This window comes from Pseudocitrobacter sp. 73 (assembly GCF_008369545.1).
Taxonomy (GTDB): Bacteria; Pseudomonadota; Gammaproteobacteria; order Enterobacterales; family Enterobacteriaceae; genus Pseudocitrobacter; species Pseudocitrobacter vendiensis.
This window is the reverse complement of record NZ_VTZO01000024.1, coordinates 26,280-38,043: the sequence shown is the minus strand read 5'-3', so window position 1 is coordinate 38,043 and position 11,764 is coordinate 26,280. Positions and strand designations below refer to the sequence as shown.

The window sequence follows — 11,764 nt, the reverse complement described above, 5'->3', positions numbered from 1 at the left end:
AACTTTGCAACAGTGCCTTTTCAACACAAGCGTGATCATCGGTGCATCCGCACCCTATACATTTAGCAGTGAGCATAAGCGCCTCCCCAAGTAAATTAACAACATCACAGTATCATTATGTGATGCTGTAAATATTAAAAAGAAAGCGGCCATAGCCGCCCTTCCGAAGTAATTTTCCTTTAGTGGTTGTCTTGGCCCTGTTTCCAAGCGACGAATGCCTGCACTAGCGGTACGCCATCATCACTCAAGGCATTCCCTTCTATCCATCCGCCTCGTATGACGACAGACTGCCCTGATTCCAAGCCAAAAGGTTCCCACTCAGAAGCCACCGGGGAACCGTCCACCAGCAGGTCGAGATCTTCAATCCATTTATCCCGGCCATCCAGAGTTTTCCAAACTGAGTCATCGACCCAAAAGGCCTTGATTTGTTCTGGTGTGGCATTGGTCCAATCGTTGTCTTTCCCGTCAGCAAGTGAAAGTACAGAGTCAACCGTTTGCTGCCAGTTCGGCCAATCTTCTTCGACAACAACGCAAGTAAGCGAGCTCTTGCCATTTGCTCTGCGGCCATCATCAACCTTCCGGATCAGCCTTTCCAGTGTCGCCAGCTCCTCATCGCAGAGCACGGCCTGTGCATCGCTTATCTTTGCCACGAAGTAACGTGCTTCAAGCATCGACATAATTATTTTCCTCCCCAGGGCACAAGTTTTGTCGAATATCCAAGCATTAGTGGGTGCTTCGGGTCCCCCGAACCAGTCACGCCAAATGCCAATACCGGCTTCCCAGATGCAACGAGCTGCTCTAAAAGCCTGTCCAAATGAACATGCAAAGACTTAGGCAGCTTAGTTCGGCTCCCCCAGCAGGGCACCAAGACATCAGCATCCCGAATAATCCTTTCCAAGTGGATTTCATTTTCAGGCCCGACAGGATCAACCGCCGTAGCCAGCTCTCGAACGTCGGTCGCCCGAAAAGCAAAAGCATTACCGACTATGAATCGCCTCCCTCCGTTGACCTTGGTAAACCCTATCCACTTTCTGACCGTGTGATCGTCCTCGGTGGCCGTGGCCGTAGAGCCGTTTACACCAAAATAACCGAACACAAGGCCTTCGGGTTGCACATCCCTTTCCAGACGGTATCTGTACATGCCGCACTTGCTGATAATTGCACTCAAAGTGTCACCTCTTTTTGAATGAAAAATGCCCTTTCACAGTTGCATTTTTTAATGCTGTGATAGGATAAAAGTGTAAGTTGAAAAGGAGAGATGACCATGAAACATGTACTGAATATCGCGCTGATGGCTGTTGTTATTCTTGGCCTGGCTATGCTTGAGGCCACCAACTGGGGTTACGCAGTGCTGGCTATCCCGGCAGTGATTTGGGCCAAGTCGGTGCTCAACCTTCTGCACAAACTGCCGGTTCTGGCTGCTGCTTTTTGGATTCTGGTTGCTGTTTTCGCGTGGCAAGCGGCACTTGTTGGTATCCTGTTCTATGGCGTACTTGCGACCCCTAAAGCGCCAGCAAACACCAATGGCAAGAAAAGCCGAAAAGCCAATCTGATGGGCACTTACAGCTACGACTTTAAAACCGGCGAATGCTTTAGCTAAGACTGGCTCCACGGTTATTTCTCCTCAGCCTTCCTGATGGGCGCTCTCAGCGCTCTCAGGACAGCTTCTTCAAGAGCTGCGGCCCCTGCCCTATCACGTCGCTTTGTTAATGCCCCATATTGCTTCCTGATGGGTAGCATCAGCTCTTCGAGTTCATTGCGCTTCCTATCGTCGGCTTCAAGTTTCTCGCTTCGCGCCAAGGCTTCGGCTTGCTCGCTTTTTGCTTGCCACTCTATCTTGTCGCCTTGCACTTCCCATGCTTTAACGTAATGAGCATCATCCAGACCTTTTGCTCCGTTGTCCGAAAACGAGGCCCCTGAGTAAATGCCACCGACAACCCAGCGCCTTTTGCTTTTTCCCTTTGAGAAATACATCTCACGGCCTAAAACACCATCGCGCAAAGTGGCTACCGAGATAAATAGCCCAGCGTCCCCTTTCCTAAAGCCGCAGAACACAAACTCAAGCGGTTCGTATAAATCACTCATGCTGATCACTCCGAAGAACAGACAAGACCTTCTCAGCTCGCTCCTGGAGGTCTATGAGTTCGGCAGCATCATTACCGCTCAATGACATGTCCCCGCCATAGAGGCGATACTCAACGCTGTCCATCGCCTGGCGAAGCAATCCTAGAAGAGCATTCACGTTTGCCGGTGTTGATAGGGCGACGGCTTCACCTTTCAGCTCACGTCCATTAAATTCCGACCACTCGGCTATGCCTGTCAGTTCGCAACAATTTGAGCAGGACATACTGGCAACATTCTGGGGATCGTCTGGACAGTGTTCATTGATGACAAAGTTCATCTCGTCACTGCCGCACTTTCCACAAATGATGTGTACTTTTTTGCCCATGCTGCTGCCCTTAGTGGAGAGTCTGCTCTTCCACAACAATCATCCCGTCAACCAAGCTGATTGTGGCGGGACCGCAGTTACCCAGCACCTCAGCTTTGACTCCGTTGTTCAACGCGACATAAAGCCGTCTCGCCCCGTTGGTGACGCGGATGCCTTTCTGGTCGAGTTGTTCAAGCATTTCTTCGTAGGTAATTTTTTCGTCCATCAGTTCTCCTCAGCAAGGATCTCGTCGATGAGGTTCTTTGCTATCAATCTGGCATCCAAAGGGACAGCCAGGCTGTCAATTCTGCCTCTTTCATGGGCAACAATGAGTTGCGCCTTCCAAGCTATCCCGGAAAGAGAAGCATCAGGTTCTTTACCTGAGCTTCTCATACATCTTGCGTTTCGGTACGCCGCCAGCCACTCAGGTCTGGTTGAGTTATAACGCCCAAGGCCAGCTTTTCGTTGGAAGCACATTCATCGCGCACCTTTACAGATTCATTTTATGATACTGTAAACAATAAAAAGACACCTTGCAAGACTTTCACATGTGAAAGTTTTCTGGTTTACATCTGCTCGCTTGGATCAAACCCCAAAGCCTTGCACACGTCATCCAGGTCATCGAGCGTGAAGAATCCCAGCGTCAGTTCCCCGGAGCGCTTCGCGGGGTTATAGCGAACTTTGATAGGCCTACCCGTAGCATCGCTCATCAGGGTCTCCAGGCGCTTAATGTCTGCATCCCTGTCCACTTCTTTGCCCTTCGCTATCGCCTCAAATTTATGAACCGGTGTCCTGGTATGCAGGAGATCCCTCAGGAGCTTTTCTCTCTTGCTGAAAGGTAACTTAGCCACGGCCCTCACATGCCCCAGGGTGATCTTGCGTGGATTTCTGAGCCAGAGTGTTAGCTCTTCCTCCGATAGCGTACCGGCGCGTTTCAGGTGTGTAACCGTATAGACCTTCTCAATACCCAGATCCTCTCTGATCTGACTGTTTGAACGCCCCTCTCCGCTTAGGAACGCGACCACATAGGCCTTTTCTGCATCAGTCATGCCTGGATGCTGGTGGTAGTAGTCAATGGCTTCTCTTGCATCGAGCAGTAGGGGTAGGTTGTTCATTCAGGACACCTTTTAGTCACATGACTATATCGAGGCTTATTCTACCCCCTATTTTAGTCACATGACTACTTACTGACATTTCGGCCCCCATCGCCGCCGATTTTTCTTGATTATAGGTTTGAATCTATATAGGATTGCACCTATATTAAGTAAGGAGAAATCATGTGGGTCATCGAGACAACCGACACCTTTGATGAGTGGTTCGATGCTCTGGATGATACCGATAGAGCAAACGTGCTGGCTTCGATGATGGTGCTGCGAGATAGAGGCCCCATGCTGTCGAGGCCATACGCGGATACTGTTAACGGTTCATCCTACAGCAACATGAAAGAGCTTCGGGTCCAAAGCAAAGGAGATCCTATCAGAGCGTTCTTTGCGTTCGATCCAAAGCGTAAGGGGATTCTTCTCTGCGCCGGTAACAAGACCGGGGACGAGAAAAGGTTTTATGAAGTAATGATCCCAATTGCAGACCGTGAGTTTGCGGCGCACTTGGATAAATTGAAGAAGGAGTGACGTTATGGCAAGAACTCTTGACCAAATGCTGGCAACAGAAAAGCCTGAGGTTGTTGCCAAAGCACAGAAAGCGGCCACTGAGATGTTACTGAACATCCACTTGGCAGAGCTTCGTGATCGCATGAACCTTACCCAGGGGGAAATTGCTGCATCTCTGGGTGTGAGACAGCCGACAGTCTCCGAGATGGAAAAACCTGGACGAGATCTCAAGCTGTCGTCCATTAAGCGGTACGTTGAGGCCTCCGGTGGCAAGCTACGCCTCGATGTTGAACTTCCGGACGGCACCCACTACGGCTTTGCCGTTTAACTCGATACGCCCCGTTATGGGGCGTATTACTTCTCTTGCTCTTCTTCCAGCCGTTTTCGGTATATCTCTCCTGCACGTTCCCTGCCATCGTCGGTCAGCCTAAAGGCCAGCTTTAGAGAAGCATTCCGGTACTTGTTCAACAGGCCGTTCTCCACCAGCGTGTGGCATGACGTTCGGAAGTTCGTTCCATGAATACCGCTCTGGCGAGCTGAATTGATCATCTCCAGTATTTTTACACCTGGTACAGGCTCGGCTTTTCCACCGGCCTCAATTGCGTATAGAATGAACAAAACGTCTTTTTGAGTTGACGACAATCTCATCCCTTCCCCTTATTCATGTCTGATATGAATAAGGCTCCCACGAAGGAGCCTTATGTAAACCTTATTCATGTGTCACATGATTAAGATCTAGTTCACGGAGTCTTTCAACCCCTTACCAGCTTTGAACCCAGGAATGTTGGCCGCCGCGATCTGGATGTTCTCTCCAGTCTGGGGATTCCGCCCGGTTCGCGCTGCGCGTTCCTTAACGTGGAAAGTACCAAACCCAGTGAGCGCTACTGTCCCACCCGCTTTAAGCTCCTCTGTCACTGAGTTGATCAGCGCATTTACCGCAGCTTCGGCCTTTGCTTTGCTAATGTCAGCGTCTTCGGCCACTTTCATAATCAGTTCACTTTTGTTCATCGTTATTCCTGTTTGTTTTCTTGGTTACTGTTTACACCTGCATACTCTGGGGTGTGGTTAGTGCTTTCTTCGCCACTCCCAAGGGGGAGTTCTCTCCGATTCCGGTAATGCCCAGAGACCTCGCTTATCGGCTTTGGCTTCGGCCTCCAGCTTGAACAGCTCCGGTGTTTTGGCGTACTGCCGGTACACCCACGCACTCCCAGAACGGACCATTTCGGCATTGACCCATTTGCCATCGACATAAAGGTTGGCGACCAGACGGCCATAACGGTCTTTGTCGATTTGCTCGACTTTAATCATTCGACCAAACACCAGATCGGACAACGCCTGTTTCGCCTTTGAGCCGTAGGGTTGTTTCTTCTCTGGGGTGTCGATTTCCGCCAGCCTTACCCGGTACTGGATTTTGCCGCTCCGGCAATCTTTCCCGGAGTCACAGCTTTGTTCAGTCAGGACCTTGACCGTATCACCGTCAGACACCCCCACAACCTTCGCAGTAAAGGTTTCTGCCCATACCTGAGGGGCCACCACCAGCATGGCTACCAGGAACGCTGAAACCCCCGTATTTTTCACAAAACCTAACCTCATAATCACTCCATCCAAATTACTTTTTTTTCCCAGCCGGTAGAGCCTTGGCCCAACAGAGCCTTGTTTCATCCACCTTGCTGTCTACGATTCGACAGGCATCCCAGTTAAGAGATGACCAGTGAGCAATGGCAGAGGCCAACCAGTACCACGGTGCCGTAAACACCGGCTGGCCCCCTTCCTTCGTTTTAAATACCTGGTATCGCATGTTGATCCTCCTGTTTGGGTGAGGCTTAGGCCTCGTAATAGAAATTTTTTGTGTCCGGATAGGGTTTAAAGCAATGAGCCGTGGCTCTCCCCAGGGAAAGCACTGAAGCCTCAGCTTCCGGCGCTTCCTCAGTGTCTTCACGAAATTCCCCGCCAAGTTGCTTCACCCATTCGGCAGCGAGCTGCACACCTTCATCAAAGGGAACTTTGTTCTTTTGAAGCACATCCAGATAGGAAAGCAGCAAGCAGTGAGGCGTAATGACGGCGGTGTTCCAATCGGTTGCGAGCCGTGTTTCGTCCATATCTGCATACCAGGCATCAACCTGATGTTTCAATCCGATCTCGGCCATCATGCCGTGCTTACCGGCGACCTTTCTGCCTTCCTCTACCACATCAACCGGGGCGTCCCAGTAGAGGACTCCCCCGTCCGCTTCTTGGGTCGCACAGGTTGCACCTTGCGGCCAATGCCTCCGTTCCATAACGAGCTCGCAGAGCGTTTGGTTGCCTACAGGAGCCTTGTAGTCCTCATCGAGATTCACCACGATGGTTTCCGGCTCCTGTTCAACCGGTGGCAGGTATCTGGCGACCAGAGGCATTGTCAAAATCACAGCCCCATCCATGTGAAAGGATGTTGGAGCCTTCACTATTCGGTCCATTACCCAGCACCAAGCATGAAGCAACCGATCCTCTACCTTGTCGTCAGCCTCAATCTCTTGAACGAACTGGTTGAAACGAACCTGACTATCCAGAAACAGGCCTGTGCTCTGACACTTATCGCTGATCGTATGAATGAGCTCCGCCTGCTCCAGAAGCATTTCTCGGGTGACTTCCTCCACATCACCAAATGCGTCAAACAACTTTGTCATGTAGTCACGAATTTGCATGTTCTTCCCCCTCGGCATCGAATTGCTTTGCAAGCTCAGGATCACCGGCCCAGCGAAGGGCGTCTCCCATATGCGTGAAAGCGCGTTTATTGTTATCCTGCTTATTCACCCTGACCGGCGTCTTTTGGTCACGAGGCTGTAGTAGCCAGTACCCGGCCTCTTCCCTGATTAGTTCTGCGGCCACCAGAAAGCCGTTCTTCGTTGCAATGATCATCATCAGCTCCCGTGGTTAAGCCAGTAGGCATAGATAGTGATGGCAAGGCCTCCCGCGAGCACAATGACTGCGGCGGTACGCTGGACCCACTTCGATGCACCAAACCGCGCCAGGTGTCTCCCCAGGAACTGGAAAGGTGCTGTCTTTCCGATAGCGCGAATCACCCAGGAGATTGCCAACAGAAGGATGGCTGTGGCCGGGTATATACCAACCCCTAAGAGATTCATCTCTCCGACCGCGAGCTGATAGATGAATGCCAACAGCATGGCTACCGCAGTCAATACAGCTACAACCTTGGTCCCGTTTCGCCAGTCCCACGCTCGACGTGCGTCACTGGTAAAACTCACCATCGAGACAAGGAACGGCATAAATGGCAGGTTCATGCTGGTGGGTTTATCCATGAATGCGTCAAGACCCACAAACATGGCCGTCATCACCACATAGAACAACAGGGCGGGGACAAGCATGTCGCGTAAAGACCGAACCTGGTTGGCGTTCGCGTTTTGAGTATTCGTCGTCATTGTGTTTGCCCCTTCAACATTCCCCATAGCTGACGGTGAAGATCAGCGATTACCTTGTACGTCCCCTTCACTGCTGGTTGCTCAAGGGTCTTGAGCATCCACAAAGCAATAAACAGGCTGGAAAGCAGTGCCACCACCAACTGGATGTTGTGGCTACTCAAATAGACGGCATAGCCGTTTAGGCAGGCACTCAATAGCAACCAGACCCTGGCCGTCATCAGCCCCCAGCGGTGATAGGTCACGAGCAGGTAGGCTGTTACGACAGAACAGAGTGTCATGGCACCAGAAGTGGCTAGGTAAACGACCCATGTACTGGCCTCGCCAGTGACGTAAGTGCCACCAACGGAGAAGGACAAGCCAAAGATCCAAATTGCTGCATTCCGGAGTAGGGCATCAACAATGATGTAACTAGCAGCGAGATTGATAATTCCGCGTTTTAGCATTACCCCCTCCCGTTATTCTGATACCTGCCCAGCTCAGCCCTGAGCCTATTAATTTCTTCCGTGGCTTCGGCCAACTGCTCCCGATACTTCTTGAACTGCTGATATGAATGCCAGGACTGTCCTTTCGATACTGACTTCGTGATGGCGGCGACCTCATCCGGCGTCAACCGGGTGAGCTGCTCTTCCGGATAGATCAGGATGGTGTTGCTGTCCCAGTCAAAGCCTGCGTGAATAGCTTTCACCCCCACTGTAGGGGTTCCACCAATCCCACCTGGCTGGTGGATGACAAGCCTCAAAGGCGCTGAGGCCTTGTGTGGATGAAGGCTATCGAGAGCCTCTTTTGCTTCTTGTAACTCCATAGATTCACCTCATAGTGAAATCAGGCCCCGGAGAGCCTGACTTTCACATGTGAAAGTTAATTTGCCTTCTGCTGTCTGGCAGAAACCCTCAAGGCCAGCGCCTTTTGCATGTCGGGCTGCTGGAAACGCACCTTGGTCCGATCAGGCCAACTGTCCATTTCATTGCACCGCAGGGTGTCTATGGCCGCATCACGGTAAACCTGATAGAAGTCGGTTCCACCTATGGAGTTAATTGCCATCATGGCGGCAAACATCGGGTTACTGTTCATGACGCTTGTAAGAGTCTCGGGGGTCATTGGGGTGTCGCATGACTTGTTGAGGGCAACCAGCAGGTCATTACCAACCAGGGCACAGGCAGCGCATACCTGTTTGGTATCATCCAAGGCCTTCGCGTATTCGTTGTTTGGCTGAGGGACGCTTGAGCAAGCCGACAGGACAAGCAGCCCCGCCAGAAGGCATCCCAATTTAGTTGTAATCTTGATCATCAGTTCTCACTCCACTTTCACATGTGAAAGTTTTTATTGGTTCGCGGAGTCGTCTTGTTGCGACTCAATCATCATTTTTCGCATCACGGCCATGATGGCTTGCGCCGGTTGAGCGCCGCCGAGAAGCTGGCTCTTGCCGGTATGGTTGTCCACTACAAAAGTGGCTGGTGTCCCGTTGACGCCATAGCTCTTGGCTTTCTGGATGTCAGCTTCAACCTTGTCTTCGTACTTTCCTGAGCCGAGGCACTCCCGGAACGCATCCAGATCAGCACCAACACCAGTGACAACAGAGGCCAGGTCAGCAACACCGCCACCATTCCCCTGGGTATGGTGGAAAATGTCGTTAACGAAGACCCAGAAGCCACGGTTGCCCTTCTGCTCAGCAATACATTCAGCGGCCAGAGCTTCCTTGTGAGCTGCCGGGTTATGGAAATCGAGAGGCATGTGCTTCCACTGCCAATTCACATTGCCTTTGCTGGCATCCACAATTTGTTTGGGTGTGTCGTGGAATCGCTTGCAGAATGGGCACTCCATATCGGAGAACTCCACCAGCGTGAACCGAGCACCAAGGTCCCCGTAGATGTGTTTGCCTTCTTCGACCTTCTCAGGTGCTGCCTCGAACTGGGCATACTTCTGATCGATGTCGGCTTGTTGTTTCTGCGCGACAAACTTGTTGATGCTTTCGGCCACAGCAGCTTCAAACTCTGCCTTGCTTTTGAAGGTGACGCCTTCGGCATCCTTCACCTGGTTGACCGTAGACTTCACGTTGGCGATCTCTTGCGCCAGATCCTTCTCTTTCACGAACTGGTAGATCCCGAACCCGGTTCCTACGAGCCCCAAAAGAATGGCGGCAACAACCCCGAGACGTAGTGATTTGGTACTTTGTTCTGTCATATCAAACTGCTCCTATCAGTAAACTTTCACAGCGCTGAGTTCTTGCACGAAGGAACTGGCTTCGAGCTTCGCTCGTTGGGTCAGTCGCCGGATGATGTCTTCGGTTGGTGTGTAGTCCACCAAGTTGCTCTGGTGGATGACGTCTCGCGCCACGGAGTTCAAACTACCCAGGCCATCAATCAGCCCAATGTCTTTGGCCTGCTCCCCGTTCCAGAGCAATCCAGAAAACACCTCTGGGTCGTCTTTCAGTCGATCACCCCGCCCAGCCTTCACTCGTTCGATGAACTGCTGGTGGGTTTTCGATAGAACGCCCTCCCAGAATTTCTTCATGTCAGAGGTAAGAGGGGAGAATGGGTCGAGAAGCGCTTTGTGCTCTCCGGAAGTGATAGCCCGGCGCTCGATGCCGAGCTTGTCCATCAAGCCGGTGAATCCAAACCCCGAGCTGATGACGCCGATAGAACCGACAAGGCTGGCGCGGTCAGCATAGATTTCATCCGCAGCAGAGGCGATGTAGTAACCGCCAGAGGCACCGATGTCATCAATGATGGCGTAGACCTTTTTCTCCGGATGAAGGGCTCGCTGCGCCTTCACTTCGTCATAAATCCGTCCTGCTTGAACCGGGCTACCGCCAGGGCTGTTTATGCGAAGCACGATAGCTTGTGAGTTCGGGTTGTCGAATGCAGCTTGGATGGACGGGATAAGGTGATCAGCATCGGCCAGAGTGCCAGCAGCAATTTCACCACGGATGTTGATATACGCGGTGTGAGGGGCTCCTGCCTTGGCGCTTTGCCACGGCATCCCACCCGGATTAGATGCCAAAATGATGAAGCCGATCATGAGAAGCACGAAACCAGATGCGCGAAGCACACGCAACATGGTCCGCCAGCGCCGGTCTTTCACCTGCTCTTTATGCAGGGTGAACATGTACTTCTCAATGAGTTCTTTCTCCCAGGGGATCTCTTTGTTTTCTGCCATTAGTTTTTCCTTTTGCATGTTTCGATTATCAGTCCCCAGAACTCTTCATCAGCGCTATCAGCCCGGTCTTTGACTTTCTGGTAAACAAGGTTGGTGTTGAGCTGATGCTCACGACAGAACTGAGCAATGTTGCTGTAGGTCCTGTCCAGATAGGTGAAGGGTTTCCCTTTACCTTTTTTCTTGGCGAGGATGAGCTTCCACTCATCATTGGAGAGTTTGTCTGCGGCCTTCCCGGTGTCCGCAATGCGCCTACGCACCGTTACCGGATCAAGTCCATGTGCTCTGGCTATGCTGGCAACGCAGTTGAACTTCCGACCGTCAATCATGACAGTAGGCAAATCACCAGCGGCAGCCTCCTTGAATCGGAAACCTCTGTAACCTGGTTTGAAGATCCCAGGAGCAAGTTGCTCACGGAACTCGATTGCTTGTTCTGACCTGACAAACTTGCTGTCGATTTTGCCGAGCATGTACTTAGCCCGAGCGATTACCTGGTAAAGCGTCTTCTCCAGGAGCATGGCGTCAGCAGCTCGACTCGGAAGACCTATGTCGTCTTCTTGCTCGATACCCAACATTTCTGCATGGCTGGAGCCTTCTGCATGTCGGAAACAGCCGTCGTACTCAAAAAGAAAGGAGGCCAAACCTCCTCTCAGCTTTGCTTTGAACCGGGTGTTGGCCGCGTTCTCTGGCGCTGGTGCCAGCTCGGACACTTCAAGCCCTAAATTTGCGGCCAACTTCCGCAGGTCTTCCTCTCCAATTCGGCATCCAGGCTGCATAACCTGCGCCAGAGCAGATTCATCAGCACATCCGCGTTCTTTCAGCTCAGCCAAGAGGTAGGGAACTCGTACTACCCCCATAAGCTCAAGCTCCCTGAATCGCGTGGACCACCAGCTCACAGAGTTTCCCGTACACAGGAGCAAGGCAGAGTGAAGCCATCACCATGCCAAAGGCTTTCGATGGAGCCTCTTTGGCGAACTTGGTCAACCACGGCATCATGCCGCACAGAGCAGCAACCATAGCGCCAGCCACCCCCAGGGAAGGGAATGCCATCACTTGGGCCAGAATGAAGAAACACTGGGCGTATGCCGCATGGGTCATCGCCTTCTTATCTGCTGCCGTGAACTCCACGGCATCTACGCTTTTGACTTTTTCCATCACAT

General features: G+C 51.8%; 22 protein-coding genes. 3 read left to right on the top strand and 19 right to left on the bottom strand.

What is annotated here, in order from left to right; translation table 11 throughout:
- Positions 1-179: 179 nt before the first annotated feature.
- Positions 180-677 carry a hypothetical protein gene (locus tag F0Q32_RS21410; protein ID WP_000062185.1) on the bottom strand — a complete coding sequence of 166 codons (498 nt, stop codon included), beginning with the start codon at positions 675-677 and terminating at the stop codon, positions 180-182.
- Between the two features lie 2 nt (positions 678-679).
- Positions 680-1,168 (bottom strand): DUF1643 domain-containing protein, encoded by a 489-nt coding sequence (locus tag F0Q32_RS21405; protein ID WP_001273096.1) that lies wholly within the window; start codon positions 1,166-1,168, stop codon positions 680-682.
- A gap of 96 nt (positions 1,169-1,264) precedes the next feature.
- Here F0Q32_RS21405 and F0Q32_RS21400 point away from each other — a divergent pair, with 96 nt between their 5' ends.
- Entirely contained in the window at positions 1,265-1,600 is a 336-nt protein-coding gene (locus F0Q32_RS21400) for a hypothetical protein (protein WP_000683476.1), read from the top strand.
- A gap of 14 nt (positions 1,601-1,614) precedes the next feature.
- On the opposite strand, the gene F0Q32_RS21395 is transcribed toward F0Q32_RS21400, so the two are convergent.
- From F0Q32_RS21395 to F0Q32_RS21375, 4 genes are all read right to left on the bottom strand, one after another.
- The gene (locus F0Q32_RS21395; RefSeq protein WP_001281821.1) at positions 1,615-2,085 is read right to left on the bottom strand and encodes a hypothetical protein; all 471 of its coding nucleotides are present in this window, start codon (positions 2,083-2,085) and stop codon (positions 1,615-1,617) included.
- Positions 2,078-2,449: a hypothetical protein gene (locus tag F0Q32_RS21390; protein ID WP_000516916.1), complete on the bottom strand. Its 372-nt coding sequence runs from the start codon at positions 2,447-2,449 to the stop codon at positions 2,078-2,080. Before F0Q32_RS21390 ends, F0Q32_RS21395 begins: the two co-directional genes overlap by 8 nt.
- 10 nt (positions 2,450-2,459) lie before the next feature.
- Positions 2,460-2,654: a hypothetical protein gene (locus F0Q32_RS21385; protein ID WP_000343597.1), complete on the bottom strand. Its 195-nt coding sequence runs from the start codon at positions 2,652-2,654 to the stop codon at positions 2,460-2,462.
- 340 nt (positions 2,655-2,994) lie between these two features.
- A complete protein-coding gene (locus tag F0Q32_RS21375; protein ID WP_001061574.1) occupies positions 2,995-3,543 on the bottom strand; it encodes a transcriptional regulator in 549 nt (182 codons plus the stop codon).
- Positions 3,544-3,705: 162 nt separating this feature from the next.
- Here F0Q32_RS21375 and F0Q32_RS21370 point away from each other — a divergent pair, with 162 nt between their 5' ends.
- Positions 3,706-4,056, top strand: coding sequence for a type II toxin-antitoxin system RelE/ParE family toxin (locus F0Q32_RS21370; RefSeq protein WP_000270043.1), 351 nt, complete (start codon positions 3,706-3,708; stop codon positions 4,054-4,056).
- Positions 4,057-4,060: 4 nt separating this feature from the next.
- Positions 4,061-4,363, top strand: coding sequence for an XRE family transcriptional regulator (locus F0Q32_RS21365; RefSeq protein WP_000124640.1), 303 nt, complete (start codon positions 4,061-4,063; stop codon positions 4,361-4,363).
- Between the two features lie 26 nt (positions 4,364-4,389).
- Here F0Q32_RS21365 and F0Q32_RS21360 read toward each other — a convergent pair whose 3' ends face one another.
- The 13 genes from F0Q32_RS21360 to F0Q32_RS21295 all read right to left on the bottom strand — a co-directional run bounded on the left by F0Q32_RS21360 (position 4,390) and on the right by F0Q32_RS21295 (position 11,759).
- Positions 4,390-4,683 carry a chromosome segregation protein ParM gene (locus tag F0Q32_RS21360; protein ID WP_001239997.1) on the bottom strand — a complete coding sequence of 98 codons (294 nt, stop codon included), beginning with the start codon at positions 4,681-4,683 and terminating at the stop codon, positions 4,390-4,392.
- A gap of 87 nt (positions 4,684-4,770) precedes the next feature.
- On the bottom strand, positions 4,771-5,043 hold the full coding sequence (locus tag F0Q32_RS21355) for an HU family DNA-binding protein (protein ID WP_001043047.1): 273 nt from the start codon (positions 5,041-5,043) through the stop codon (positions 4,771-4,773).
- A 57-nt stretch (positions 5,044-5,100) separates the two neighbouring features.
- Positions 5,101-5,628 (bottom strand): thermonuclease family protein, encoded by a 528-nt coding sequence (locus tag F0Q32_RS21350; RefSeq protein ID WP_001236377.1) that lies wholly within the window; start codon positions 5,626-5,628, stop codon positions 5,101-5,103.
- 230 nt (positions 5,629-5,858) lie between these two features.
- Positions 5,859-6,716, bottom strand: coding sequence for a hypothetical protein (locus F0Q32_RS21340; RefSeq protein ID WP_001167032.1), 858 nt, complete (start codon positions 6,714-6,716; stop codon positions 5,859-5,861).
- Positions 6,703-6,933: a hypothetical protein gene (locus F0Q32_RS21335; RefSeq protein WP_000972663.1), complete on the bottom strand. Its 231-nt coding sequence runs from the start codon at positions 6,931-6,933 to the stop codon at positions 6,703-6,705. The genes F0Q32_RS21340 and F0Q32_RS21335 overlap by 14 nt, the downstream gene beginning before the upstream one ends.
- Entirely contained in the window at positions 6,933-7,451 is a 519-nt protein-coding gene (locus F0Q32_RS21330) for a nitrite reductase (protein WP_000210756.1), read from the bottom strand. The genes F0Q32_RS21335 and F0Q32_RS21330 overlap by 1 nt, the downstream gene beginning before the upstream one ends.
- A complete protein-coding gene (locus F0Q32_RS21325) occupies positions 7,448-7,894 on the bottom strand; it encodes a Fe3+-siderophore ABC transporter permease (protein WP_000919345.1) in 447 nt (148 codons plus the stop codon). Before F0Q32_RS21325 ends, F0Q32_RS21330 begins: the two co-directional genes overlap by 4 nt.
- Positions 7,894-8,253, bottom strand: a complete 360-nt coding sequence (locus F0Q32_RS21320) for a hypothetical protein (RefSeq protein WP_000422768.1) — start codon at positions 8,251-8,253, stop codon at positions 7,894-7,896. Before F0Q32_RS21320 ends, F0Q32_RS21325 begins: the two co-directional genes overlap by 1 nt.
- 56 nt (positions 8,254-8,309) lie before the next feature.
- Entirely contained in the window at positions 8,310-8,738 is a 429-nt protein-coding gene (locus F0Q32_RS21315) for a hypothetical protein (protein WP_000591074.1), read from the bottom strand.
- 33 nt (positions 8,739-8,771) lie between these two features.
- The gene (locus F0Q32_RS21310) at positions 8,772-9,632 is read right to left on the bottom strand and encodes a DsbA family protein (protein ID WP_000139698.1); all 861 of its coding nucleotides are present in this window, start codon (positions 9,630-9,632) and stop codon (positions 8,772-8,774) included.
- A 15-nt stretch (positions 9,633-9,647) separates the two neighbouring features.
- Entirely contained in the window at positions 9,648-10,607 is a 960-nt protein-coding gene (locus F0Q32_RS21305; protein ID WP_000829616.1) for a S49 family peptidase, read from the bottom strand.
- Positions 10,607-11,461, bottom strand: coding sequence for a hypothetical protein (locus F0Q32_RS21300; RefSeq protein WP_000539392.1), 855 nt, complete (start codon positions 11,459-11,461; stop codon positions 10,607-10,609). The genes F0Q32_RS21305 and F0Q32_RS21300 overlap by 1 nt, the downstream gene beginning before the upstream one ends.
- 4 nt (positions 11,462-11,465) lie before the next feature.
- On the bottom strand, positions 11,466-11,759 hold the full coding sequence (locus F0Q32_RS21295) for a hypothetical protein (protein WP_001370730.1): 294 nt from the start codon (positions 11,757-11,759) through the stop codon (positions 11,466-11,468).
- Positions 11,760-11,764: the final 5 nt, after the last annotated feature.

Excerpts from the sequence above, each read along its gene's own strand:
- F0Q32_RS21410 (WP_000062185.1), bottom strand. The coding sequence starts at position 677 with ATGTCGATGCTTGAAGCACGTTACTTCGTGGCAAAGATAAGCGATGCA.
- F0Q32_RS21400 (WP_000683476.1), top strand. The coding sequence starts at position 1,265 with ATGAAACATGTACTGAATATCGCGCTGATGGCTGTTGTTATTCTTGGC.
- F0Q32_RS21395 (WP_001281821.1), bottom strand. The coding sequence starts at position 2,085 with ATGAGTGATTTATACGAACCGCTTGAGTTTGTGTTCTGCGGCTTTAGG.
- F0Q32_RS21390 (WP_000516916.1), bottom strand. The coding sequence starts at position 2,449 with ATGGGCAAAAAAGTACACATCATTTGTGGAAAGTGCGGCAGTGACGAG.
- F0Q32_RS21385 (WP_000343597.1), bottom strand. The coding sequence starts at position 2,654 with ATGGACGAAAAAATTACCTACGAAGAAATGCTTGAACAACTCGACCAG.
- F0Q32_RS21375 (WP_001061574.1), bottom strand. The coding sequence starts at position 3,543 with ATGAACAACCTACCCCTACTGCTCGATGCAAGAGAAGCCATTGACTAC.
- F0Q32_RS21370 (WP_000270043.1), top strand. The coding sequence starts at position 3,706 with ATGTGGGTCATCGAGACAACCGACACCTTTGATGAGTGGTTCGATGCT.
- F0Q32_RS21365 (WP_000124640.1), top strand. The coding sequence starts at position 4,061 with ATGGCAAGAACTCTTGACCAAATGCTGGCAACAGAAAAGCCTGAGGTT.
- F0Q32_RS21360 (WP_001239997.1), bottom strand. The coding sequence starts at position 4,683 with ATGAGATTGTCGTCAACTCAAAAAGACGTTTTGTTCATTCTATACGCA.
- F0Q32_RS21355 (WP_001043047.1), bottom strand. The coding sequence starts at position 5,043 with ATGAACAAAAGTGAACTGATTATGAAAGTGGCCGAAGACGCTGACATT.
- F0Q32_RS21350 (WP_001236377.1), bottom strand. The coding sequence starts at position 5,628 with ATGAGGTTAGGTTTTGTGAAAAATACGGGGGTTTCAGCGTTCCTGGTA.
- F0Q32_RS21340 (WP_001167032.1), bottom strand. The coding sequence starts at position 6,716 with ATGCAAATTCGTGACTACATGACAAAGTTGTTTGACGCATTTGGTGAT.
- F0Q32_RS21335 (WP_000972663.1), bottom strand. The coding sequence starts at position 6,933 with ATGATGATCATTGCAACGAAGAACGGCTTTCTGGTGGCCGCAGAACTA.
- F0Q32_RS21330 (WP_000210756.1), bottom strand. The coding sequence starts at position 7,451 with ATGACGACGAATACTCAAAACGCGAACGCCAACCAGGTTCGGTCTTTA.
- F0Q32_RS21325 (WP_000919345.1), bottom strand. The coding sequence starts at position 7,894 with ATGCTAAAACGCGGAATTATCAATCTCGCTGCTAGTTACATCATTGTT.
- F0Q32_RS21320 (WP_000422768.1), bottom strand. The coding sequence starts at position 8,253 with ATGGAGTTACAAGAAGCAAAAGAGGCTCTCGATAGCCTTCATCCACAC.
- F0Q32_RS21315 (WP_000591074.1), bottom strand. The coding sequence starts at position 8,738 with ATGATCAAGATTACAACTAAATTGGGATGCCTTCTGGCGGGGCTGCTT.
- F0Q32_RS21310 (WP_000139698.1), bottom strand. The coding sequence starts at position 9,632 with ATGACAGAACAAAGTACCAAATCACTACGTCTCGGGGTTGTTGCCGCC.
- F0Q32_RS21305 (WP_000829616.1), bottom strand. The coding sequence starts at position 10,607 with ATGGCAGAAAACAAAGAGATCCCCTGGGAGAAAGAACTCATTGAGAAG.
- F0Q32_RS21300 (WP_000539392.1), bottom strand. The coding sequence starts at position 11,461 with ATGGGGGTAGTACGAGTTCCCTACCTCTTGGCTGAGCTGAAAGAACGC.
- F0Q32_RS21295 (WP_001370730.1), bottom strand. The coding sequence starts at position 11,759 with ATGGAAAAAGTCAAAAGCGTAGATGCCGTGGAGTTCACGGCAGCAGAT.